The organism is Novosphingobium sp. NFX11 (assembly GCF_057376415.1).
This window is the reverse complement of sequence record NZ_CP080384.1, coordinates 3,240,357-3,260,868: the sequence shown is the minus strand read 5'-3', so window position 1 is coordinate 3,260,868 and position 20,512 is coordinate 3,240,357. Positions and strand designations below refer to the sequence as shown.

Sequence of the window (20,512 nt, the reverse complement as noted above, 5' to 3'; positions counted from 1 at the left end):
GCTATGGACCATGCGCCGCCTGTTCATCTTCGGTCTCGGCTATACGGCCGGTTTCATCGCCTCGCTGTTCGAAGTGCAGGGCTGGGAAGTGGTCTCGACCGGCAGCGAGGGCACCCTTGCCTTCGACGACGAGGGCAGTGTGCGCCTTGCTCTGGCGGATGCTGATCACGTGCTCTCCTCGGTCCCGCCGGGACGTGAGGGGCGGGGCGAGCCGCTGGACTTCGTGCTCGAGCGCTATGGCGATGCGCTAAGGGGAAAGGCGCTGTCGTACTTGTCCTCCACCGGCGTCTACGGCGACACCGGCGGCGCGTGGGTGGACGAGAGCGCGCCTGTCGGCACCGGCCGCCGCACGGCGCGGGCCGAAGCCGATGCGGCATGGCTGGCGCTGGGCGCGCGGGTCTATCGCCTTCCGGGGATCTACGGCCCCGGCCGCTCGATACTGGAACGGCTGGCGCTGGGCCGCGCGCATCGGATCGACATGCCCGATCAGGTGTTCAGCCGCGTCCATGTCAAGGACATCGCGAGCGGGGTGCTGGCCGGGATCGGCGCTCAACCGGGCGCCTACAACCTCGCCGACGACCTGCCCTGCGCGCAGAACCTGCTGGTGGAGGAAGCCTGCCGCCTTACCGGGACGCCGCTGCCGCCGCTGCAATCGCTGGAGGAGGCTGAGCTGTCGCCCATGGCGCGGGCGTTCTACGCGGAGAACCGGCGCGTCGCGAACGGTAGGGCAAAGCGCGTGCTCGGCTGGCGGCCGCGCTACCCCACTTATGTCGAGGGCCTAGCCGCGCTTGCGCGCCGCCAGCGCGATCACTAGCCCCGCCAGCGCCAGCACCGCGCCGCCGACCGCAAGGCCGGTCCAGCGATAGCCTTCGAACAGGGTCGAGAGTCCCATCGCCACCACCGGCACCGCAACGCCGTTGTAGGCCGCGCGCCCGGGGCCGAGTTCGCGGATCAGCATGAAGTAGAGCGGGAAAGTCACCACCGATCCGGCGATCGCCAGGTAGGCGATCCCGGCGAGGTATTCCCAGCGCGTCTCCATCACCGGCGCGCCGACGGTGGCGAGGCTCCAGCAGGCGTCGATCGCGGCGCCCAGCAGCATCGCCCATGCCAGCATCGGCACCATCGGCTGCGCGCGGCCGACGCTCGTGCCCTGCAGGATGTTGGCGGTGGAGGCGCTGAGGATGCCCGCGCAAGTCATCAGCACGCCGAGCGCGACGCGGCCCTCGGGCGGGGCGCTGCGGTATTCGTGGACCATCAGAAGCGCGATGCCCGCGATCGCCACCAGCGAGCCCGCGACGAAGCCCGGCGTCACCTTCTGGCCGAGGAATATCCGCGCCAGCACCGCATTGGGCAGCATCAGCAGCGCATAGCAGACGGCGACCAGCCCCGAGGTCAGGTGGATCTCAGCTTGGTAGACGAACTGGAAGTTGCACACGAACTGGCTCAGCCCGACCAGCAGCGCCAGCCCCATCCCCTGCCGCGAAAGGCGCAGACTGTCGCGCCGCAGCAGCGCGAGCGCCAGCATTCCCGCGCCCGCCAGCGCGAAGCGGTACGTGATCGACCATGTCGGCGGCACCGATCCGACCTGATCCTTGATCACCAGCCAGGTCGAGCCCCAGATCGCCGTGACGACGAGGAAGGCGAAGATCACCTTGCCTCGGGAAGCGGGCTCCTGCGCCTCGGTCACAGCCCGGCCAATGCCCTGGCGAGGGCGGAGACATGCGCGTCCTTCGCATCCCACGACGTCACCAGCCGCGCGGCATCGGCGCCCCAGTCGTAGAAGGCGAAGCCTTGCGCACGCAGCGCCTCGCGCTCGGCGGCGGTGCAGGTGAGGAAGATCTCGTTGGCCTCTACCGGATGGAGCAGGCGGCCCGGCGCGGCAGCGGCGATTTCGGCGGCGGCGGCATTGGCGGCGCGCGCGTTGCCCAGCCACAAGTCGCCCTCCAGCATCGCGAGGATCTGCGCGGCCATGAAGCGGCCCTTGGACTGCAGGTGCCCGGCGCGCTTGCGGCGGTAGCGGATCGTGCGCGCGGCCTCGACGTCGAAGAAGACGATGGCCTCCGCGCCCATGCCGCCGTTCTTGACGAAGCCGAAGCTCAGCGCATCGACCGCGCCTGCGGCCTCGGCGGGAGAGCAGCCCAGATACGCCGTCGCATTGGCGAAACGCGCGCCGTCCATGTGCAGGCCAAGGCCGCGCGCCTGCGCGAAAGCGGCGATCGCGGCGACTTCCTCGGGACGGTAGACGCAGCCGTACTCGCTCGCCTGCGTGATCGAGATCGCATGGGGCTGGACCTGATGGACGTCGTCGCGGATCGGATCGATCACGGCGGCGAGGGTTTCAGGCGTGACCTTGGCGCTGGCCCCGTCCGCCAGCAGCAGCTTGGCGCCGTGAAGGAAGAAGCCCGGCGCGCCCGCCTCGTCCATCTCGATATGCGCCTCGCGGTGGCAGACGACGGCGCCGTGCGGCGACGTCATGGCGGCGAGGGCAAGGCAGTTGGCGGCGGTCCCGCTCGCCACCCACAGCACCGCGCACTCGCGCCCGAACAGCGCCGAGAACGTGGCGTCGAGGCGCTGGCTCAGCGCGTCGTTGTCATAGGGCGCGTCGGGCGCATCGGCGGCCATCATCGCCTTCCAGACGGCGGGATGGACGGCGGCGGCATTGTCGGACGTGAACTGCATGGCCATATGCCCTGTGAGCGCGCGCACGCCCCGTCAAGCGCGCAACGAGGAGAACCGCCCCATGGTCGGCGTCACCATTACCAAGCACGAGTTCGGCTCGGCCGGAGAGTACCACGCCCACGTCGCGGACAGCGAGCATATCGGCCGCCTGACATGGACCGAACGCGGCCTGGTGCGCTCTGCCGACCACACACTGGTCCCCGAGGCGATCGGCGGGCGCGGCGTCGCGATGCGGCTGGTCGAGGCGATGGTCGCCGATGCACGCGAGAACCACTTCAAGATCGAGCCGGCATGCAGCTACGTCGCGGTGGCGTTCAAGCGGCATCCGGAATGGGCGGACGTGAAGGCGTGAGGGCGCTGGGGTCGGCCCTGGCCCACTCCCCTCGTCATTAGTCCCACTCCCCTCGTTCGTCATTGCGAGCGTAGCGAAGCAATCCAGGGCAATTCAGCGCCGCCTTGGATTGCTTCGCTACGCTCGCAATGACGAACGAGGGGAGGTTGCTTACCCTCCCCACCCATCCGCCAGGAACCGCGTCGCCAGCTCGGCGAGGAAGGCCGCGCCGCGCGGCATCACGCTTTCGTCGACCATCATGCGCGTCGAATGGATGCCGCAGCACTGGCGCCAATCCGCGCCCTCGTGGCTGACGCCGAGGAAGAACATCGCGCCGGGCACTTTCTCCAGCACGTAGGCGAAGTCCTCCGCTCCCATGATCGGGTCGGCGAGGCGCAGGAACGCCGCCTCGCCCAGCAGGTCGCGGGCGACGGCCTCGCCGAAATCGACGGCGCCATGGTCGCACAGGGTCACCGGGAAGCCCTCGATCACCTCGACCTCGGCCTTGAGCCCGTGCGCGCCCGCGATCCCGGCGGCGAGCAGCGGCAGTTCGTCCTTCAGCCGCGCGCGGTTGGCGGCGGAAAGCGTGCGCATGGTGCCGGTCATGGTCGCGGTGTCGGGGATGACGTTGTGCGCGGTGCCCGCTTCGATCTTCGAGATCGTGACGACGACGGGATCGAACACGCTAAACCGGCGCGCCACCATGGTCTGGATGGCGCCGACGATCTCGCAGGCGATCGGCACCGGGTCCATCGTATCGTGCGGCATCGAGGCATGGCCGCCGCGCCCGGTCACGGTGATCCTGAGCTGGTCCGCCGCCGCCAGCAGAGCGCCCGCGCGCCCGCCGATCAGGCCGTGGGGCGCATTGGGCATGACGTGGAGCGCAAAGGCCGCGTCAGGCAGCGGCCGGTCGAAGCCCTCACCGCCGAGCAGGCCGTCCTCCAGCATGAAGCGCGCGCCGTGGTAACCTTCCTCGCCGGGCTGGAACATGAAGCGGACCTCGCCCGCCAGCCGGTCGGCCTGCGCGCAGAGCAACTGCGCGGCCCCGGCAAGCATGGCGACGTGGGTGTCGTGGCCGCAGGCGTGCATGACGCCGGGTATGATGGAGGCGAAGTCCAGCCCGGTTTCCTCGGGCATCGGCAGCGCGTCCATGTCGCCGCGCAGCAGCACCGAGCGGCCCTTTCCCGCGCCGCCCCTGAGCGTCGCGACGAGGCCGGTGGTGGACGGCCCTTCCGCCCATTCGAGGGGCAGGTGCGCCAGCGCCTCGCGGATCTTGTCGCGCGTCTTCGGGGTGTGGAGGCCGATTTCGGGCTCGGCGTGGATCGCACGGCGCAAGGCGACGATGCTGTCGGAAAGGGCGGCGGCTTCGGCAACGAGAGTCATACCGCGCATGATACGCGCGGACGCTTCGCTGTCGAGCCGGGGTTACTCCTCCGGCCCGACCTCGACGTCATCGGGCAGGCCCACCATGATCTTGCCCGCATCGACCTGACGCAGCGTATGCCACGCCATCACGCCCATGGCGACGTAGGAGGTCGCCCCCGCCAGCGCCACGGCCCAGGCCGCGCCGCTCGGGCCGATGGGGATGAACTGCCACAGGCCCACGCCCAGCGCCGCCAGCGCGATCAGGCGCGCGACGAGCGACTGGCGCGCCTTGCCGGTCGAGTGCAGCACCGGCTCGAACGCCACGCTGGCAAGGTCGAAGCTGGCGGCCACGGCCAGCGGGATGAGGATCGAGGCGCCGCTTTCGAAGGCATCGCCGCCGATCATCGCCAGCAGCTGTTCGCCGAGGAAATACGCGACCGCCACCACGGCAAGGCCCGCACCGCCCGCGATCAGGCTGGTCTGGAGCGCCAGCTTGCGGAATTCCTCGGCCTTGGAGGCGACGCGGACGCGGGCCACTTCGGCATAGACCGAGCGGGTCAGCAGCGTGGAGAGCTTGCTCAGCGCCTGCGACAGCTGCGAGGCGAGGCGATAGAGGCCCGCCGCCTTGGTGCCGACCCAGCCGCCGACGACCAGCAGCGGGCCGTTCTTCATGGCCGCATCGATGGCCGAGCCCATGTAGGTAACGAAGAAGAACTGGGTGACGCCCGGGTTCTCCCGGATCGCGCGGCGCAGCTGGAAGAGGTAGGAAATCCGCACCGCCTGCGGGCTGAGGCGGCGGGCCATGGTCCAGTAGAGGATGGCCTCGAGAATATCGATTGCGGCCCAGGCCGCCAGGAACCGGCCAACGGTCGGCCCGGTGAACCAGATGATCAGCGCGGCGACGAGGCGCCCGCTCGGCACGATCGCCTCCACATAGACGGCCATGTCGAACCGGTTGAGCGCGCGCACGATCCCGGTCGGGGCCGAAACCAGCGCCCAGAGCGAGCCCACGCAATACCAGAACGCGATATGGATGAAGCTGGGGTTGAGTTCGAGCAGATGCGCAAAGCCGAAGATCAGGATCGCCGCCAGCCCGCAGCCGAGAATCGCACCGACCGCATCGATCACCCCGCACAGCATGCCGAGGCGGCCGAACTTCTCCCAGTCCTTCGCGTGGACGTGCTCCGACCCGTAGCGCACGACGACTCGCCAGGTCTGGAAGCCTGCGAGCGAGGTCAGCGCCTGCGCGGTGCCGAAGATCAGCGAGAAGTGGCCGAAATCCTTGAGGCCGAGGGTGCGCGTCTGGATGGCGAGGTACGCCAGCCCGCAAATCGCGCCGAAGCCCTTGCCGCCGAGCAGCCAGGCGGTGTTCTGGAGTATCCGCCCTAGCGGAGATGCACTCTCCTGGCGGTAGCGTTTGGCGGACATTGGCTCGCATTTGGACGAGGGGGCTGTCAGTTGCAAGGGTGGGCTCGCTCTTCTTGTACGTATGGCCGGCTCGGGTCGCCCCGCCAGAGCTTTCCCTTTCGCAGTGCAGTCGCTAGATGGCCCCTTCCCCAAGCAGACTGAATGACACATGATCGAACACGCAATCCTCCTCAGCGCCGGCCAGGGCTCGCGCCTGCTCCCTCTCACGGCCGAGCGTCCCAAGTGCCTGATCGACTTCTCCGGCCGCTCGCTGATCGAGTGGCAGATCGAGATGCTGGCGCGCGGCGGGGTCAAGCGGATCGATGTGGTCACCGGCTTCATGACCGACATGCTGGAGGATCACCTCAATTCCATCCGCGACCCGCGCGTGGAAATCACGGTGCGATTCAATCCCTTCTTCAAGGTGGCCGACAACCTCGGTTCATGCTGGATCGCGCGCGAGGCGATGCGCGGTGACTTTATGATCCTCAACGGCGACACGCTGGTGTCGGAAGAGATCGTGCGCACGGTCCAGCAGGGCGCGGCCGGTCCCGACGGCAAGCCCTGGCCGATCACCGTGACGGTGGACGTCAAGGCGGACGGCTACGACAGCGACGACATGAAGGTGGAACGCAGCCCCGAAGGCCGCCTGATCCACATCGGCAAGACGCTGACGGCGGCGCAGTCCAATTCCGAATCGATCGGCTTCCTCGCATTCCGGGGCGAAGGCGCGGACTTGTTCCGCGAGACCGTGCGCCAGGCGATGCGCACGCCCGAGGGCGTCCAGCACTGGTATCTCAAGGTCATCGATCTCGATCGCGCCCACCGGCAAGGTCGGCACGGTTTCGATCGAGGGGCTGGACTGGGCCGAGGTGGACTTCCTCAACGACATCGAGATCGCGACGAAGCTGACCGATACGTGGTGAGGTAAGGGGAAGCCCACCCTGCCCCCTCCCGCACGCGGGAGGGGATGAGAGCCCATCGTTTCGCCCTCCCGCGTGCGGGAGGGCCGGAAGGCTTGAGAGCGAAGCGATCTAGCCGGACGGGGTGGGCATCAGCCCTCGAAAAACCCCTTCAACCACGTCACCAGCGCATCGAGGTCCGCGCCTTCCAGCGCCACCGCATGGCCGAGGTCCGGCACCTTGGGCCAGCCGCAGTCGACGAACTCACGCCCCTGCCACTCGCGCGCGCCTTCGTAGCGGGGGATGACGTGGAAGTGGACATGCGGGTCCACCATCATCAGCATCAGGTAGTTGAGCTTGGCATAGCCGACCGCCTTACCCAGCCCCGCCTCGACGGCGCCGGTCGCGCGCTTCAGTTCGGCATGCGCCTCGGCCGGAAGGTCGCCGAAGGCGGTGACATCGCTCTTCGCCGCCAGCACCAGCGAGCCGAGGGTCGGCTGCGCCGGGCGGGCCAGCACGACCCAGTGGTCGAACTCCGCCACCAGCGTCGCGGGCCAGCCGAACTTCTCGATTGTAGCGTTCACAGGCGTCGCGTTCATGATCTTCAGCCTTCCGCCAGCCAGGAGGTGATCGTGCCACCGCGCGCCCGCACGATCCATGCCTGAACCAGCCGCACGGCGTGGATCAGGCACGACAGGGCCGTCCACCAGGCCACCGCGATCAGGCCGAGGTCGGGCCGCGAGAACACCATCGCCACGAAGAGGATCACCATGTTCGGATTGCGGCGCGCCGTGATCAGGCGGAACTTGCTGTCGAACGGCCGCCACACGTGGATGTGCATCAGCCCGTTCTGGCGCATGAAGGCGCCCTCGATCAGCCGCTGCACCAAGTAGCCGCCCTGGATCGCGCCGTGCACCCACCAGAAAGTCGTGGGATCATAGGCAAGGCCCCAGGCGCCGAGACCGGTTGCCCAGAACCACCACCAGAACGGCGGATGGACGAGGTCCATGCCGTGGTCGAACACATTGCCCCACGCCGAGGAGGTGATCGTGCAGCGCGCCAGCTTGCCGTCCACGGTGTCGAGCACCATGAACACGAGGCCCAGCGCCATGCCCAGCCAGTAATGCCCGTAAGCGAAGAGCACCGTCGCGACCACGCAGAACACCGCGCCCACCGTGGTGACCATGTTCGGCGTCACGCCCAGCTTCGCGCAGATGCGGGTGAGCACCAGCGCCCACTCCGGCCACAGGTACTTGGTCAGCACGTCGGTCACGCCCTTGTAGGCGCCGAAATAACTGGCCCGCTCGATCTGGCGCAACGTCGCGGACGTCAGGGCCATGAGGAACGGCGTCTCGCGCTTGCGAAGCTGCTTGTTCTCAATGGTCGGGCCGTCTTCGTAGGCGACGACGTCGAACCCGGTCGAATCAGCCAACGAAACGCCTGCCGCCATCGCCTCGGCGACTCGCGCCGTCTGATGTGCATTTGCAGCATGGGCAAGCGCCGGAACACCGCCCAGAGTCAGCACCATGCCCGGCCGCCCGGTGATGTTTCCGAACCACGCCGGATCCCACGCGAAAGCCGCGTTGGAGAGGACAGCCGCACCTTCGGGCACCGCATCGACCGGTTCGAGACCGGCGGCGCGGGCGATCCGGCCGACCCGCACGGACGGGCTCAGACCCCATAGCTTGACGGGATTTTCGCCGATCGTGACCACCGGCAGCACTTGCGTATTCTGGACCATGGACCGCCACGTAGTGCCTTGCGCACCGGGTGACAATCGCGGCTGCCCCGGTTCGGCCACAAGCGTGTCGATACGGTAACAAGCGCCATTAAACTGTAACTCAAATGTGTCAGAGCATATTTCTGGGTGATTTTCCGGGCCGGTGACACTACATGGTGCGCCGTGCACGGAAGCATTCACACCTTCGAGACGCTGCCGATCTTCGGCGAGCTTGGTCGCCGCGATGGCGCGCGCACGGTGCGCCCCGTCCGCCGTGGCCGTGCGGTTCCGCTGGTCGGCATCGTCCGCAATCCCCGTAGCCATCGCAACAAGGGCATCAAGCCCGAGATGGCCGATTGCTCCAATATCCTGACGCAGACCCCCTCCACGCGCGAGGAACTGCACTATACGCTGGCGGAGTTCGCACGGCGCGGGATCGATTACCTCGTGGTCGACGGCGGCGACGGCACCGTGCGTGACGTGCTCTCGGCCGGCGCGGACATCTTCGGAAACGACTGGCCCACCTTCATCGTGCTGCCCAAAGGCAAGACCAACGCGCTGGCGGTCGATCTTGGCCTGCCGGGCAAGTGGTCGCTGGCCGAAGCACTGGCTTCCGCCCATCGTGGCCGCACGATCTCGCGCAGCCCGCTGCGGATTTCGCCCGCTGACGGCTCCGCGCGCTGCGTGCAGGGTTTCATCCTGGGCACCGGCGCTTTTTCGCTCGCGACCGAGGCCGGGCAGGAAGCGCACCGCCGCGGCCTGTTCAACAGCTTCGCGGTCGGCCTCACCATTCTGTGGGGCGTGCTGCAGACCCTGTTCGGCGGCGCCCGCAACGCCTGGCGCGCCTGCACTCCGACCCGCATCGTCGATCGCCGCACCGGCGAGCACCTGCCTTACATGGGCAAGGGCAGTGCCGACGAGCGCTACCTGACGATCGCCACCACCTTCGAGCGCTTCCCGCTCGGCGCAAAGCCTTTCGGGCGCAATCCGGCGCCGGGACTCAAGCTGGCAGTGATGGACTGGCCGATCCGTTGGCTGGTGGCGCTGCTGCCCGCGATGATGTTCGGCCTGAACCTCAAGCTGTTCGCCCGCAAGGGCGCGCACCGCGTGAGCGCCAGCGAAGTCGACATGGACATTGGCGGCACCTTCATCCTCGACGGTGAGGCTTTCCCGGCCGGTCGCTACGTGCTCGAGGAAGGGCCGCAGATCAACTTCGTCGTCCCCTGACGCCTGACGGCCGGGTTCCAACTGGCACCTTGTAATTGCGGCTGGCCTGTCCGATTGACGCGGCAATGATCGCGCATTCCCCTCTCGATGACCGCATCGCCTCTGCCCTGACGCGCGAGGTCGTGCCCGAAGTGCGCGCTTTTGCCGGGAAACTGGCCCAGGCGGCGGATGCGCTGGGCGTGCTGTTCTACGGATCGAACCTGCGCACCGGATCGCTGGAGGGCGTGCTGGACTTCTACGTCCTGCTGCCGGGCGCTCAGGTCGAGCGGATCTGGCCGCGCGTGAGCTATCACGAATGGACGCACGACGGTGTTCCGTTACGCGCCAAGGTCGCGACGATGGCGCTGGAGACCTTCCGCGCTGCCGCCGCCGGAGAGCGCGTCGATACCACCATCTGGGCACGCTTCGTGCAGCCGAGCGCTCTCGCCTGGCAGCGCGACGCGGCCGCCGGAGCCGCGATCGCGCAGGCCGTCGCAGGCGCCGCCCGCACGGCGGCGCGCCTCGCCGTAGCGCTGGGGCCTGACGCGGGAGCGCCCGAGGACTACTGGCGCGCCCTGTTCCGCGCGACTTACGCCGCAGAATTCCGTGTCGAGAAGGCGGGCCGCGAGGATTCGATCCTCGCCGCCAACCGCGCGCATTTCGACGGACTGCTGCCGCTCGCGCTGGACGGTGCCGGGATCGCCTTCACGCAGGACGGCGACCGCCTGCACCCCACCCTCCCCGCGAACGAACGGACGCGCATCCTCTCTTGGTGGGCACGGCGGCGGCGGCTGGGCAAGCCCTACAATGTCCTGCGCCTGCTCAAGGCATCGACGACGTTCGAAGGCGCGGCCCGCTACGCCGCCTGGAAGATCGAGCGCCACACCGGCGTCCCCGTGAAGATCACCCCCTGGCGCGAGCGTCACCCGATCCTCGCCGCCCCCGGCGTTCTCTGGCAGGTCTGGCGCGGCAAACGGGAGAAGACCGCATGAACGCCCTGATCCTCGCCGGATCGCGCCCCGGCGCGCCCGACCCCGTCGCCGAGGCCGAAGGCGTCGCGCACAAGTCGCTGGTCGAGATAGCGGGCAAGCCGATGCTCGCCCACGTCGTCGTCGCACTGCGCGAGGCCGGGATCGCACGGATCGCCGTTTCCGCCAGCGATCCGCACGTGCGCGATCTCGCCGCGGAACTCGGCTGCGAGGTGCTCGCCACAGGCACGGGTCCCAGCGCGAGCGTCGCTATCGGGCTGGATACGCTCGGCGCACCATTGCTGGTCACCACCAGCGACCATGCGCTGCTGAAGCCCGAGTGGGTCCGAGATTTCCTCGCCGACACGCCGGCGGGCAGCGACGTCGCCATCCTCCTGGCCCGGCGCGAGACGATCGAGGCCGCCATGCCCGGCAGCCGCCGGACATATCTGCGCTTCGCCGACGGCCACTGGTCGGGCTGCAACCTGTTTCTGCTGGCGAGCCCTCGCGCGGGTCTGGCGATCGATACCTGGAAGATGGTCGAGGCCGACCGCAAGCGCCCCTGGCGCATCGCGGCCCGGTTGGGCGTGGGGATGCTGCTCGGCTACGCGCTCGGCCGCCTGACGCTCGCCGACGCGATTGGTCGGCTGGGCCGCAAGATCGGCGTCACCGCCAGCCTCGTCGCCGCGAGGGACGGGCTTGCAGCGGTGGACGTGGACAAGCCCTCGGACCTTGTCGATGCGCGGGCGATAATGGGTGGGCGCGCCGGGGCTTGGACAACCTGAGCCCGTCGAAGCCCCGGGGGCGGCGCCCTCACATATACTTCATCTGTATCCGGATCGACTTCACGCCCTCGCCCACCGGCACGCCGACTTTGGTGTAGCTGGGCTTGCCGAGGTTGAAGATGGTGATCGCCGGGTTGTTCGACATCGCCCCGCCATCCGTGCGGATATCCGTCTCACCATTGCCGTTGACGTCATGCCGCACCGCAACGCCGTAAGTGCCGGAAGCGGGCAGCGGCACGCAAAACGTCATGGAGCCGGCCCGCGCCGGAACCTCGATACGCGAGAGCCACTTGCCCTTGACCAGCCATTCGGCCGAAGTCGCCCGGTAGGACTGGACGCGCAGGTTGCCCGAGGAGGACTTGATGCCGTCCACGGTGACCATCATCGCCGGCCCCTTGTCGGACTGGCAGCGGCGCATCTCGTTGGGAATTTCATTGCGGTATTGGGCCAGCGCCGGAACCGGCGCGGCGAGACCGGCCACCGCGGCAAGTGCGATGACAGGCGCGGCGGCGGTGCTGGTACGGCGAAGCAAGGCGTTGATCCTGATCATCTCTTTCCCGTCTACTGGGTTTGCGGCAAACTGGCAGCCTGAAACCCTCCAATGCCGCCCAAGTGCCCGAAAAGCGGTGAACCCGCACTGAACTTTCTGTTTCACCGCCCGCAAGGCCCGGCCGGGCGCAAACGCCGTGTCGCCTGCCTTGCTACAAGATGGCGTGTGGAAAACGCACCCCCATACGCTTGTCGCCCCAAGATGTAGTGGCGTATCGCTGGGAAAAGGAGCGTTCGTTTCCCGCCATGACAATTCCGCTGATTTCCCCTTCGATCCTGTCCGCCGACTTCGCCCGGCTCGGAGAGGAAGTGCGCGCCATCGACGAGGCAGGCTGCGACTGGATCCACGTCGACGTCATGGACGGCCACTTCGTCCCCAACATCACCATCGGCCCGGCCGTGGTGAAGGCCCTGCGCCCGCATAGCGCCAAGCCCTTCGACGTCCATCTGATGATCTCTCCGGTCGACGCCTATCTCGAAGCCTTCGCGGACGCGGGCGCGGACTACATCACCGTCCACCCTGAGGCCGGGCCGCACGTCCACCGCACGGTGCAGACGATCCACAACCTCGGCAAGAAGGCGGGCATCTCGCTGAACCCGGCGACCCCGGCCAAGATGCTGGACTACCTGATCGACGACATCGACCTCGTCCTGATCATGAGCGTCAACCCCGGCTTCGGCGGCCAGAGCTTCATCTCCAGCCAGCTTCGCAAGATCGAGGCCGTACGCAAGATGATCGATAAGTCCGGCCGCGACATCCGTCTCGAAGTCGACGGCGGCGTCGATGCCAAGACGGCGCCGCTGTGCGTCTCGGCCGGTGCCGACGTGCTGGTGGCGGGCTCCGCGACCTTCAAGGGCGGGCCGTCGCAGTACGCGGCGAACATCAAGACCCTCAAGGGCCTCGAATAAGGCATGGGCGCCGACACCCGCTTCAGCCCGGCGGCATGGAACCCGGACAACGCCCGGGCGCTTCCCCTGTCGCGTGAGACTGAGGAGGGTGTCGTGACCGGAATTGCTGACAACCGCGCGCCCGCTCCGGCCGAAACGCCCCACATCGAACCCGGCCGCGCACTGGCGCTGGTCGATTTCTCGCCGCCGTCCGTGGGCGTTGGCGAGCGGCTGATCCGCATGGCCTATCGCATGGGCGTGCCCGGCGCGATGCTGTCCGGGCCGATGGGCAAGAAGGCGCGCACCCGCCTGCTGGCGACCGTCAACAACACCCTGCCCGGCAGCCGCGCGGCAGGCACCGCGATCCGGGCCGGGCACTTCCTCGTCCACGGCGCCAAGACGCCGATCGCGCAAGTCGACTTCGCCGGTGCCGCGCGGGTCACTCCGCCGCTGGAGAAGGTCGTTCACTCCTTCTCGTGGCTCACCGACCTCGAAGCCTGCGCCGCGCGCGAACAGGCTGCGCCGGTGGCAGAGCGCGTGCTCATGGCCTGGCTTCAGGCCAACCCCAAGCCCCCACAAAGCCGGGCAAAGGCCCGGCGTGGAGCGTGGGCAACACCGGCGCGCGCCTTGCCAACTGGCTGGCCCATGCCCCGCTGATCCTCTCGGGCGAGAAGGCGCTGCGCATCCGCACGCTGGCACACATCGCCGCGACCGCGCGCTGGCTCGATCGCCACGTCACCAATGCCGAGGACGGTCTTGCCGAAGTGGCGGGCTGGGTTGGCATCGTTGCCGCGGGACTGCTGCTGCCCGACGGCCGCCCCCGCCGCCTTTATGGCGAGGCCGGGCTGATCAAAGCGCTCGGCGAACTGATGGGCGACGACGGCGGCGTCCTGTCGCGCAGCCCGCTCGCGCAGATGGAGGCGATCGCACTGCTGGTGCGGCTGCGCGGCTGCTATCACGCCACCCGCCGCGACGCCCCGCCCGCCGTTGAGCGCGTGGTCGAACTGCTGGTGCCGCCGCTGCTGGCGCTGACGCACGGCGACGGCGGCCTCGGTTCCTGGCAGGGCGGCTGGGCCGTCGACGGCGCGGACGTCGAGGCGCTGATCCAGGCCAGCGGCGTGCGCACCCGCCCCCTACGCGACGTGCGCCAATGGGGCTACCAGCGTGTCTCCGCGCACAAGTCGATCCTGCAGTTCGACACCGCGCCGCCGCCGATGCCCGCGCAGGCCCGCTTTGGCTGCGCCTCGACGCTCGCCTTCGAGTTCTCGCACGGGATGCACCGCATCGTCGTCAACTGCGGCGGCGCGGCGAGTGGTGGCGGGCTGGTTCCGGTGCGGCTTGAGCAAGGCCTGCGCGCGACGGCGGCGCATTCGACGCTGACCCTCGATGATGCGAATTCCACGGCCGTGTTGATCAACGGCATGATCGGATCAGGCGTCACCGAAGTGGCGGTTGATCGCAAGACCCTGCCGCAGGAAACCGGCTCCAACGCCACCCGGCTGGAGGCCAGCCACAACGGCTACGCCACCCGCTATGGCCTGACCCACCAGCGCATCCTGCTGCTGCGCGACGACGGCAGCGAACTGCGCGGCGAAGACCTGCTGCTTCCGGCGGGCAAGAAGGGCAAGCGCGGCAAGGTCGGCTTCGCGGTGCGCTTCCACCTCGGCCCGGAGGTGGACGTCAACCTCACCGCCGACGGCAAGGGCGCCGGGCTCTCGCTGCCCGACGGCAGCTACTGGCAGTTCCGCTCCGCAACCGACGAGGGCGAGATGACGGTCGAGGATCTCGCTGTGGGTCGATGGTCAGGGCCGCCCGCAGGCGACGCAGCAGATCGTCGTGCAGGGCATGGTCTCGCGCGGCGGCGGGACTTTCGGGTGGATCATCAAGAAGATGAATTGATGGTAACCGCGCCTTGAAGCCCCCGATGGGCCGTGTATATTGGCATTGTTGTTTCTGGTTTGATGAAAATCACCTTCGAACAAAGAAAGGCGCGCCATGCCAGTGGCGCGCCTTTCGCCGTTTGGGGGACAGGTGCCAGCCCATCCCCCGCCCGTCATCACTTGTTGCGGCTCATCTCCACGATCTTGAGAACAAGCGTCGTGAAGGCCAGGCACGCCATGATGATCAGGATTGTTGTTTCTACTTTGATTTCAATCACCCCCTCTGCAGCCAGAATTCGGGTTTCCACGCGCTGCTCCAGCGGCTTAGCCGAAAACGGCGGGCGGCAGCGGTTAACGCTCCTTCACCGCCCCGCCCAACCCGCGCCCCGGAAAGCGGCCTCGCCCTTGCCCCCGTGGCCCTGCCGTCCTAAGGGCGCGCGCAAAGAGCCACTCGCCAGGGAAGCCCGCCTCATGACCGATTCCGTCCAGATCCGCCGCGCCTTGTTGTCCGTGTCCGACAAGACCGGCCTTGCCGAACTGGGCAAGGTGCTCAGCGACCGGGGCGTTGAACTGGTCTCGACCGGCGGCACTGCCAAGGCGCTGCGCGATGCGGGCCTGACGGTGAAGGACATCTCCGACATCACCGGCTTCCCCGAGATGATGGACGGCCGCGTCAAGACGCTGCACCCGATGGTCCACGGTGGGCTCCTCGCCGTACGTGACAACCCCGAGCACGCCGCCGCCATGGCCGAACACGCCATCGGCGCGATCGACCTCGTCGTCGTCAACCTCTACCCCTTCGAGGCGACCGTGGCCAAGGGTGCGAGCCGCGACGAGATCATCGAGAACATCGACATCGGCGGCCCCTCGATGGTGCGCTCGGCGGCCAAGAATCACGCCTTCGTCACCATCGTCACCGACCCCAAGGACTACGAAGGCCTGATGGTCGAGCTGGAAGCGACCGATGGCTGCACCACGCTGGGCTTCCGCAAGCTGATGGCCGCGCGCGCCTACGCGCAGACCGCTGCCTACGATCTGATGATCAGCCAGTGGTTCGCCTTCGCCGACCAGGGCCTTGAATTCCCCGAGATGCTGAGCGTCAACGGCCGCCTCTCGACCACCCTGCGCTACGGCGAGAACCCGCACCAGAAGGCCGCGCTCTACACGCCGGTCGGCCCCTTCACCAAGGGTCTGGCGCAGGCCGAGCAGGTGCAGGGCAAGGAACTGTCCTACAACAACTACAACGACGCCGACGCCGCGCTCGAACTCGCCGCAGAGTTCCGGGGCCAGAAGCCCGCCGTCGTCATCGTCAAGCACGCCAACCCCTGCGGCGTGGCCCAGGGCGATACGCTGCTGGGTGCCTGGGAAGGCGCGCTGGCCTGTGACGACGTCTCGGCCTTCGGCGGCATCGTCGCCGTCAACCAGACGCTCGACGGCGCGACCGCCGAGGCGATCTGCCAGATCTTCACCGAAGTCGTCGTCGCCCCCGACGCCGACGAGGAAGCCCGCGCCTTCTTCGCAAAGAAGAAGAACCTGCGCCTGCTGCTGACCGGCGACCTGCCCGATCCGCGCCGCGCTGGCCTGACCGTGCGCCAGATCACCGGCGGCCTGCTGGTACAGGGCCGCGACAACGGCGCGATCGGCTTCGACGATCTCAAGGTCGTCACCAAGCGCGCGCCGACCGACCGGGAACTGGCCGACTGCCTGTTCGCGTGGACCGTGGCCCGCCACGTCAAGTCGAACGCGATCGTCTACGCCAAGGACGGCGTCACCGCCGGGATCGGCGCGGGCCAGATGAACCGCCGCGATTCCTCGCGCATCGCCGCTATGAAGGCCGCCGAAGCCGCCGAGAAGTTCGGCTGGGCGCAGGCACGCACCGTCGGTTCAGCAGTTGCATCCGACGCCTTCTTCCCCTTCGCTGACGGCCTGCTCGCTGCTGCCGAGGCGGGTGCGACGGCGGTGATCCAGCCGGGCGGCTCGATCCGCGACGACGAGGTCATAGCCGCTGCCGACGAGGCCGGTCTCGCAATGGTCTTTACGAACATGCGCCATTTCAAGCACTAAGGGTAACCCAGTAACCCGGCAGGAGACGCAGCGACGATGACGGTAACCGGACTCGGCCCCCTCGTCGTCGTCGGCTTCCTCGCCGGACTTACTCTTGCAGCGGTGCTGCTGCGGCTTGGTCGCCTGAATTCTCCGCTGAGTGCGCTGGGAGCCGCCGCCCTGCCCTTCGGTTGCGCCGCATTGCCGGTGCTGGTGCTGGTGGCGATCTCCGTGGCCGCAGCTTACTCACGCTGAGGGCAAACGTTCCGGGCGTTCATCGCGTGCGATCAACCGTTCGTCGACAAATGCACTTGTAAACGGTTCCGTTCACTGGACGGCAACCCATTTGCGGCCAAAGGGGCACCACATATTTCCCGGATCGGCATCACGCTGTTCCTCTAAGAGACAATTCGAAAGCAGACGTCATGGGTATCTTCAAGGCCGACTTCTACCGCTACTTCGCCTTCGGCTTCGCCGGTGGCGCGCTGCTGGTGCTCGGCGCGATGGGTATCGGCCACGTCTCGCCGCTCTCGAACGATCTCGTGCCGCCTGCGCAGGCCGCCCAGGCCCAGTAAGCTTACACCGTAAGCCCGCACTGATTGCACAAGTCCGCGACAGGCCCCATATGGGCGCCATGTCCGGCAACCATCATCACCACGAACATTCCGGCGACAGCCTTGTATCGGCCGCCCGCAACGCCCTCGTCGAAGCGGGCGAGCAGTGGACCGAGATGCGCGCCGACGTCTTCGGCGCCCTCGCCGAGCGGGAACGCCCCGCCTCCGCCTACGATCTTGCCGAGAGCGTATCCGCCCTGCGCGGCAAGCGCGTGGCGCCCAACAGCGTCTACCGCATCCTCGACCTGTTCGTGCGCACCAACCTCGCCCGCCGGGTCGAGAGCGCCAATGCCTATGTCGCCAACAGCCACCCGGGTTGCCAGCACGACTGCATCTTCCTGATCTGCGACAGCTGCGGCCAGGCCGTCCACATCGACGACGACAAGCTGACCGGCGCCCTCATCGCCGCCGCCAAGGGCGCGGGCTTCGCCGACGTTCGCCCGGTCGTGGAACTGCGCGGCATCTGCGCGCAGTGTAGCTGAACCCAATCCTCGTCATTGCGAGCGTAGCGAAGCAATCCAGGGCGGTTTCATGCTGCCCTGGATTGCTTCGCTATGCTCGCAATGACGGAGGGAGAAAATCGCTCAGCCCGTCTGCGTCAGGCTGAGCAGGTTGCCGTCGGGATCGCGGAACCACGCGGCTTTCATCCCGCCGTCCACCGACGTCCAGAGCCCACCGACGTCCTGATTCTCCTCATCGAACACGAGGAACTCAACCCCCTTCGCACGCAATTGCGCCATCGTCGTGTCGATATCGGGGATCGACCAGCCGAGCACGGTATACTCGTGCGATTCCCATTCCCGATCTCGAGGTCAGCCGCAGGATCGCCCCGCCGCCCATGTCGTAGATCGTCGCGTACTCGTCCAGCGACAGTTCCGGCAGTTCCAGCACATCGCCATAGAACGCTTCGGCCCGCGCGCGGTCGGTCGTAGAGATGAACGTAATCGCGCGTGCCTCAGGAACGATCGCCATTGTATCCCCTTTCATTCCAATCGCCTGCTCTTGACGCAGATTAACAGTCACGGTCAATCGACACGCAAGTCTCAAAGGTGTAAGGGGCCGACAAATGAACGCCAATCCGGCCACTCCTTTGCTCGACACGGTTTCGACTCCCGATGACCTGCGCAGGCTGAAGCCTGCGCAACTGCGCCAGCTTGCCGACGAACTGCGGACCGAGATGATCTCGGCCGTGGGTCAGACCGGCGGCCACCTCGGCTCCGGCCTCGGCGTGGTCGAACTGACGGTAGCGATCCACTACGTCTTCGACACGCCCGTCGATCGCCTGATCTGGGACGTCGGCCACCAGGCCTACCCGCACAAGATCCTGACCGGCCGCCGCGACCGTATCCGCACCCTGCGCCAGGGCGGCGGCCTTTCGGGCTTCACCAAGCGGTCCGAAAGCGAATACGACCCCTTCGGCACCGCCCACAGCTCCACCTCGATCTCGGCCGCACTCGGCTTTGCCATGGGCAGCAAGATCAAGGGCCAGCCCGGCCGCGGCATCGCCGTGATCGGCGACGGCGCGATGAGCGCAGGGATGGCCTACGAGGCGATGAACAATGCGCGCGAGGCCGGAAACCGCCTCGTCGTCATCCTCAACGACAACGACATGTCGATCGCCCCGCCGGTCGGCGGCCTCTCGGCCTATCTCGCGCGTCTCGTATCCTCGGGCCAGTTCCTGGGCCTGCGCGAACTCGCCCGCAAGTTCGCCCGCAAGCTGCCGCGCCCGCTGCACCTCGCCGCCAAGAAGACCGACGAATTCGCGCGCGGCATGGCCATGGGCGGCACTCTGTTCGAGGAACTGGGCTTCTATTACGTCGGCCCGATCGACGGCCACGACCTCGACGCCCTCGTCCCGGTACTGGAAAACGTGCGCGACGCCGGCGAAGGTCCGATCCTCGTCCACGTCGTCACGCAGAAGGGCAAGGGCTACGGCCCGGCCGAAAGCGCGGCGGACAAGTACCACGGCGTCCAGAAGTTCGACATCATCACCGGCGAGCAGGCCAAGGCCCCCGCCGGTCCGCCCAGCTACACCGGCACGTTCGCCAAGGCCCTCGTCGCCGAAGCGGAAAAGGACGCCACGATCTGCGCGATCACTGCCGCGATGCCGTCGGGCACGGGCCTAGACAAGTTCGCGCAGATGTTCCCCGAACGCAGCTTCGACGTCGGTATCGCCGAACAGCACGCCGTCACGTTCGCGGCGGGCCTCGCCGCGCAGGGGATGCGCCCGTTCTGCGCGATCTACTCCACTTTCCTGCAGCGCGCCTTCGATCAGGTCGTGCACGACGTGGCGATCCAGAACCTGCCCGTGCGCTTCGCCATCGACCGCGCCGGGCTCGTCGGTGCGGACGGCGCCACCCACGCCGGCTCGTTCGACGTCACCTACCTCGCCACCCTGCCCAACATGGTGGTCATGGCCGCGGCCGACGAAGCCGAACTTGTCCACATGGTCCACACCGCCGCGCAATACGACGCAGGCCCCATCGCCTTCCGCTACCCGCGCGGCAACGGCACCGGCGCCGCCCTGCCCGAGACTCCCGAACTGCTGGAGATCGGCAAGGGCCGCGTGGTGCGTGAAGGTACCAAGGTCGCCCTCCTGTCGCTCGGCACCCGCCTCGGCGAAGCCCTCAAAGCCGCCGACCAGCTGGAGGCCAAGGGCCTGTCCACCACCGTGGCCGACCTTCGCTTTGCCAAGCCGCTCGACACCGACCTCATCCGCCGCCTGATGCTGTCCCACGAAGTCGTGGTGACCGTGGAGGAAGGCTCGATCGGCGGCCTCGGCGCCCACGTGCTGACGATGGCCAGCGACGAAGGCCTGACCGACGCCGGGCTGAAAATCCGCACCATGCGCCTGCCCGACACCTTCCAGGACCACGACAAGCCCGAGACGCAGTACGACGAAGCAGGGCTGAACGCACCGCAGATCGTCGATACGGTGCTGAAGGCGCTGCGGCACAACAGCGCAGGCATGAACGAGGCGCGGGCTTAACTCTCCTTCCGAAGGCAGGGCGATTTCGTTCTAGAAAAGAATATCCTGGGGCCATCGCCCCAGACTCCGGTGCTGTCGTCGTCGCGCGTGCAGATATGTCGCGCTTTACCGCCAGGCCACCGTCACACCAACCCTTCGTCATTGCGAGCGCAGCGAAGCAATCCAGGGCAGTTGAATGCCGCCCTG

21 protein-coding genes and 2 pseudogenes are annotated in these 20,512 nt (G+C 67.7%); 13 read left to right on the top strand and 10 right to left on the bottom strand.

From position 1 onward, the window contains the following. Nucleotides 1–10 precede the first annotated feature (10 nt). Nucleotides 11–814 (top strand): Rossmann-fold NAD(P)-binding domain-containing protein, encoded by an 804-nt coding sequence (locus tag KZO24_RS16820; protein WP_271181410.1) that lies wholly within the window; start codon nt 11–13, stop codon nt 812–814. Here the strand turns inward: KZO24_RS16820 and KZO24_RS16815 are convergent. Both KZO24_RS16815 and KZO24_RS16810 read right to left on the bottom strand, forming a co-directional pair. Next, the gene (locus tag KZO24_RS16815; protein WP_271181411.1) at nt 779–1,687 is read right to left on the bottom strand and encodes a DMT family transporter; all 909 of its coding nucleotides are present in this window, start codon (nt 1,685–1,687) and stop codon (nt 779–781) included. The genes KZO24_RS16820 and KZO24_RS16815 overlap by 36 nt on opposite strands. Further along, nucleotides 1,684–2,679 (bottom strand): threonine aldolase family protein, encoded by a 996-nt coding sequence (locus tag KZO24_RS16810; RefSeq protein WP_271181412.1) that lies wholly within the window; start codon nt 2,677–2,679, stop codon nt 1,684–1,686. The genes KZO24_RS16815 and KZO24_RS16810 overlap by 4 nt, the downstream gene beginning before the upstream one ends. A gap of 61 nt (nt 2,680–2,740) precedes the next feature. On the opposite strand from KZO24_RS16810, the gene KZO24_RS16805 reads away from it, so the two are divergent. Further along, nucleotides 2,741–3,031 carry a GNAT family N-acetyltransferase gene (locus KZO24_RS16805; RefSeq protein WP_008829718.1) on the top strand — a complete coding sequence of 97 codons (291 nt, stop codon included), beginning with the start codon at nt 2,741–2,743 and terminating at the stop codon, nt 3,029–3,031. A gap of 150 nt (nt 3,032–3,181) precedes the next feature. Here KZO24_RS16805 and KZO24_RS16800 read toward each other — a convergent pair whose 3' ends face one another. Both KZO24_RS16800 and KZO24_RS16795 read right to left on the bottom strand, forming a co-directional pair. Next, the gene (locus tag KZO24_RS16800) at nt 3,182–4,402 is read right to left on the bottom strand and encodes a M20 metallopeptidase family protein (protein ID WP_271181413.1); all 1,221 of its coding nucleotides are present in this window, start codon (nt 4,400–4,402) and stop codon (nt 3,182–3,184) included. 33 nt (nt 4,403–4,435) lie between these two features. Next, complete coding sequence (locus KZO24_RS16795; RefSeq protein WP_211149465.1) at nt 4,436–5,803, bottom strand: lipopolysaccharide biosynthesis protein; 1,368 nt, start codon at nt 5,801–5,803, stop codon at nt 4,436–4,438. 148 nt (nt 5,804–5,951) lie between these two features. Between KZO24_RS16795 and KZO24_RS16790 the strand changes: the two are divergent. Next, a pseudogene (locus KZO24_RS16790) lies at nt 5,952–6,708 on the top strand (phosphocholine cytidylyltransferase family protein). A gap of 128 nt (nt 6,709–6,836) precedes the next feature. Here KZO24_RS16790 and KZO24_RS16785 read toward each other — a convergent pair. Both KZO24_RS16785 and KZO24_RS16780 read right to left on the bottom strand, forming a co-directional pair. Then, nucleotides 6,837–7,268, bottom strand: a complete 432-nt coding sequence (locus KZO24_RS16785) for an HIT family protein (protein WP_271181434.1) — start codon at nt 7,266–7,268, stop codon at nt 6,837–6,839. 20 nt (nt 7,269–7,288) lie between these two features. Beyond that, nucleotides 7,289–8,425 carry a CDP-alcohol phosphatidyltransferase family protein gene (locus KZO24_RS16780; RefSeq protein WP_486486648.1) on the bottom strand — a complete coding sequence of 379 codons (1,137 nt, stop codon included), beginning with the start codon at nt 8,423–8,425 and terminating at the stop codon, nt 7,289–7,291. A gap of 162 nt (nt 8,426–8,587) precedes the next feature. Between KZO24_RS16780 and KZO24_RS16775 the strand changes: the two genes are divergently transcribed. The 3 genes from KZO24_RS16775 (at nt 8,588) to KZO24_RS16765 (ending at nt 11,363) form a co-directional block, all read left to right on the top strand. After that, nucleotides 8,588–9,631 (top strand): acylglycerol kinase family protein, encoded by a 1,044-nt coding sequence (locus KZO24_RS16775; RefSeq protein WP_271181416.1) that lies wholly within the window; start codon nt 8,588–8,590, stop codon nt 9,629–9,631. A 65-nt stretch (nt 9,632–9,696) separates the two neighbouring features. Next, nucleotides 9,697–10,602: a hypothetical protein gene (locus KZO24_RS16770; protein WP_271181417.1), complete on the top strand. Its 906-nt coding sequence runs from the start codon at nt 9,697–9,699 to the stop codon at nt 10,600–10,602. Beyond that, nucleotides 10,599–11,363 (top strand): nucleotidyltransferase family protein, encoded by a 765-nt coding sequence (locus KZO24_RS16765; RefSeq protein ID WP_271181418.1) that lies wholly within the window; start codon nt 10,599–10,601, stop codon nt 11,361–11,363. The genes KZO24_RS16770 and KZO24_RS16765 overlap by 4 nt, the downstream gene beginning before the upstream one ends. Nucleotides 11,364–11,391: 28 nt before the next feature. Here the strand turns inward: KZO24_RS16765 and KZO24_RS16760 are convergent, their stop codons facing one another. Beyond that, entirely contained in the window at nt 11,392–11,913 is a 522-nt protein-coding gene (locus tag KZO24_RS16760) for a DUF2141 domain-containing protein (protein WP_271181419.1), read from the bottom strand. Between the two features lie 245 nt (nt 11,914–12,158). Here KZO24_RS16760 and rpe point away from each other — a divergent pair, with 245 nt between their 5' ends. Together rpe and KZO24_RS16750 are read left to right on the top strand one after the other, a co-directional pair. Further along, entirely contained in the window at nt 12,159–12,821 is a 663-nt protein-coding gene (rpe, locus tag KZO24_RS16755; RefSeq protein WP_036525820.1) for a ribulose-phosphate 3-epimerase, read from the top strand. A 3-nt stretch (nt 12,822–12,824) separates the two neighbouring features. Next, nucleotides 12,825–14,699, top strand: a pseudogene (locus tag KZO24_RS16750) (heparinase II/III family protein). Between the two features lie 157 nt (nt 14,700–14,856). Here KZO24_RS16750 and KZO24_RS16745 read toward each other — a convergent pair. Further along, nucleotides 14,857–14,988 carry a hypothetical protein gene (locus KZO24_RS16745; protein WP_486486647.1) on the bottom strand — a complete coding sequence of 44 codons (132 nt, stop codon included), beginning with the start codon at nt 14,986–14,988 and terminating at the stop codon, nt 14,857–14,859. 163 nt (nt 14,989–15,151) lie between these two features. Between KZO24_RS16745 and purH the strand changes: the two genes are divergently transcribed. From purH to KZO24_RS16725, 4 genes are all read left to right on the top strand, one after another. Then, a complete protein-coding gene (purH, locus tag KZO24_RS16740) occupies nt 15,152–16,744 on the top strand; it encodes a bifunctional phosphoribosylaminoimidazolecarboxamide formyltransferase/IMP cyclohydrolase (RefSeq protein WP_486486646.1) in 1,593 nt (530 codons plus the stop codon). 36 nt (nt 16,745–16,780) lie between these two features. Beyond that, nucleotides 16,781–16,978: a hypothetical protein gene (locus tag KZO24_RS16735; RefSeq protein WP_271181423.1), complete on the top strand. Its 198-nt coding sequence runs from the start codon at nt 16,781–16,783 to the stop codon at nt 16,976–16,978. A 170-nt stretch (nt 16,979–17,148) separates the two neighbouring features. Further along, nucleotides 17,149–17,298 carry a hypothetical protein gene (locus tag KZO24_RS16730; protein WP_271181424.1) on the top strand — a complete coding sequence of 50 codons (150 nt, stop codon included), beginning with the start codon at nt 17,149–17,151 and terminating at the stop codon, nt 17,296–17,298. A gap of 50 nt (nt 17,299–17,348) precedes the next feature. Then, the gene (locus KZO24_RS16725) at nt 17,349–17,819 is read left to right on the top strand and encodes a Fur family transcriptional regulator (RefSeq protein ID WP_081799008.1); all 471 of its coding nucleotides are present in this window, start codon (nt 17,349–17,351) and stop codon (nt 17,817–17,819) included. 102 nt (nt 17,820–17,921) lie between these two features. Here KZO24_RS16725 and KZO24_RS16720 read toward each other — a convergent pair whose 3' ends face one another. After that, a complete protein-coding gene (locus tag KZO24_RS16720; protein ID WP_486486645.1) occupies nt 17,922–18,041 on the bottom strand; it encodes a VOC family protein in 120 nt (39 codons plus the stop codon). A gap of 7 nt (nt 18,042–18,048) precedes the next feature. Continuing rightward, a complete protein-coding gene (locus KZO24_RS16715) occupies nt 18,049–18,309 on the bottom strand; it encodes a hypothetical protein (protein WP_486486644.1) in 261 nt (86 codons plus the stop codon). Between the two features lie 94 nt (nt 18,310–18,403). Between KZO24_RS16715 and dxs the strand changes: the two genes are divergently transcribed. Then, a complete protein-coding gene (dxs, locus tag KZO24_RS16710; RefSeq protein ID WP_486486643.1) occupies nt 18,404–20,326 on the top strand; it encodes a 1-deoxy-D-xylulose-5-phosphate synthase in 1,923 nt (640 codons plus the stop codon). Nucleotides 20,327–20,512 lie beyond the last annotated feature (186 nt).

What these genes read in the sequence shown, in the direction of transcription:
- KZO24_RS16760 (WP_271181419.1), bottom strand. Translation starts at nt 11,913, where the DNA reads ATGATCAGGATCAACGCCTTGCTTCGCCGTACCAGCACCGCCGCCGCG.
- KZO24_RS16770 (WP_271181417.1), top strand. Translation starts at nt 9,697, where the DNA reads ATGATCGCGCATTCCCCTCTCGATGACCGCATCGCCTCTGCCCTGACG.
- KZO24_RS16800 (WP_271181413.1), bottom strand. Translation starts at nt 4,402, where the DNA reads ATGCGCGGTATGACTCTCGTTGCCGAAGCCGCCGCCCTTTCCGACAGC.
- KZO24_RS16820 (WP_271181410.1), top strand. Translation starts at nt 11, where the DNA reads ATGCGCCGCCTGTTCATCTTCGGTCTCGGCTATACGGCCGGTTTCATC.
- KZO24_RS16765 (WP_271181418.1), top strand. Translation starts at nt 10,599, where the DNA reads ATGAACGCCCTGATCCTCGCCGGATCGCGCCCCGGCGCGCCCGACCCC.
- KZO24_RS16805 (WP_008829718.1), top strand. Translation starts at nt 2,741, where the DNA reads ATGGTCGGCGTCACCATTACCAAGCACGAGTTCGGCTCGGCCGGAGAG.
- KZO24_RS16735 (WP_271181423.1), top strand. Translation starts at nt 16,781, where the DNA reads ATGACGGTAACCGGACTCGGCCCCCTCGTCGTCGTCGGCTTCCTCGCC.
- KZO24_RS16780 (WP_486486648.1), bottom strand. Translation starts at nt 8,425, where the DNA reads ATGGTCCAGAATACGCAAGTGCTGCCGGTGGTCACGATCGGCGAAAAT.
- dxs (WP_486486643.1), top strand. Translation starts at nt 18,404, where the DNA reads ATGAACGCCAATCCGGCCACTCCTTTGCTCGACACGGTTTCGACTCCC.
- rpe (WP_036525820.1), top strand. Translation starts at nt 12,159, where the DNA reads ATGACAATTCCGCTGATTTCCCCTTCGATCCTGTCCGCCGACTTCGCC.
- purH (WP_486486646.1), top strand. Translation starts at nt 15,152, where the DNA reads ATGACCGATTCCGTCCAGATCCGCCGCGCCTTGTTGTCCGTGTCCGAC.
- KZO24_RS16795 (WP_211149465.1), bottom strand. Translation starts at nt 5,803, where the DNA reads ATGTCCGCCAAACGCTACCGCCAGGAGAGTGCATCTCCGCTAGGGCGG.
- KZO24_RS16730 (WP_271181424.1), top strand. Translation starts at nt 17,149, where the DNA reads ATGGGTATCTTCAAGGCCGACTTCTACCGCTACTTCGCCTTCGGCTTC.
- KZO24_RS16715 (WP_486486644.1), bottom strand. Translation starts at nt 18,309, where the DNA reads ATGGCGATCGTTCCTGAGGCACGCGCGATTACGTTCATCTCTACGACC.
- KZO24_RS16725 (WP_081799008.1), top strand. Translation starts at nt 17,349, where the DNA reads ATGGGCGCCATGTCCGGCAACCATCATCACCACGAACATTCCGGCGAC.
- KZO24_RS16810 (WP_271181412.1), bottom strand. Translation starts at nt 2,679, where the DNA reads ATGCAGTTCACGTCCGACAATGCCGCCGCCGTCCATCCCGCCGTCTGG.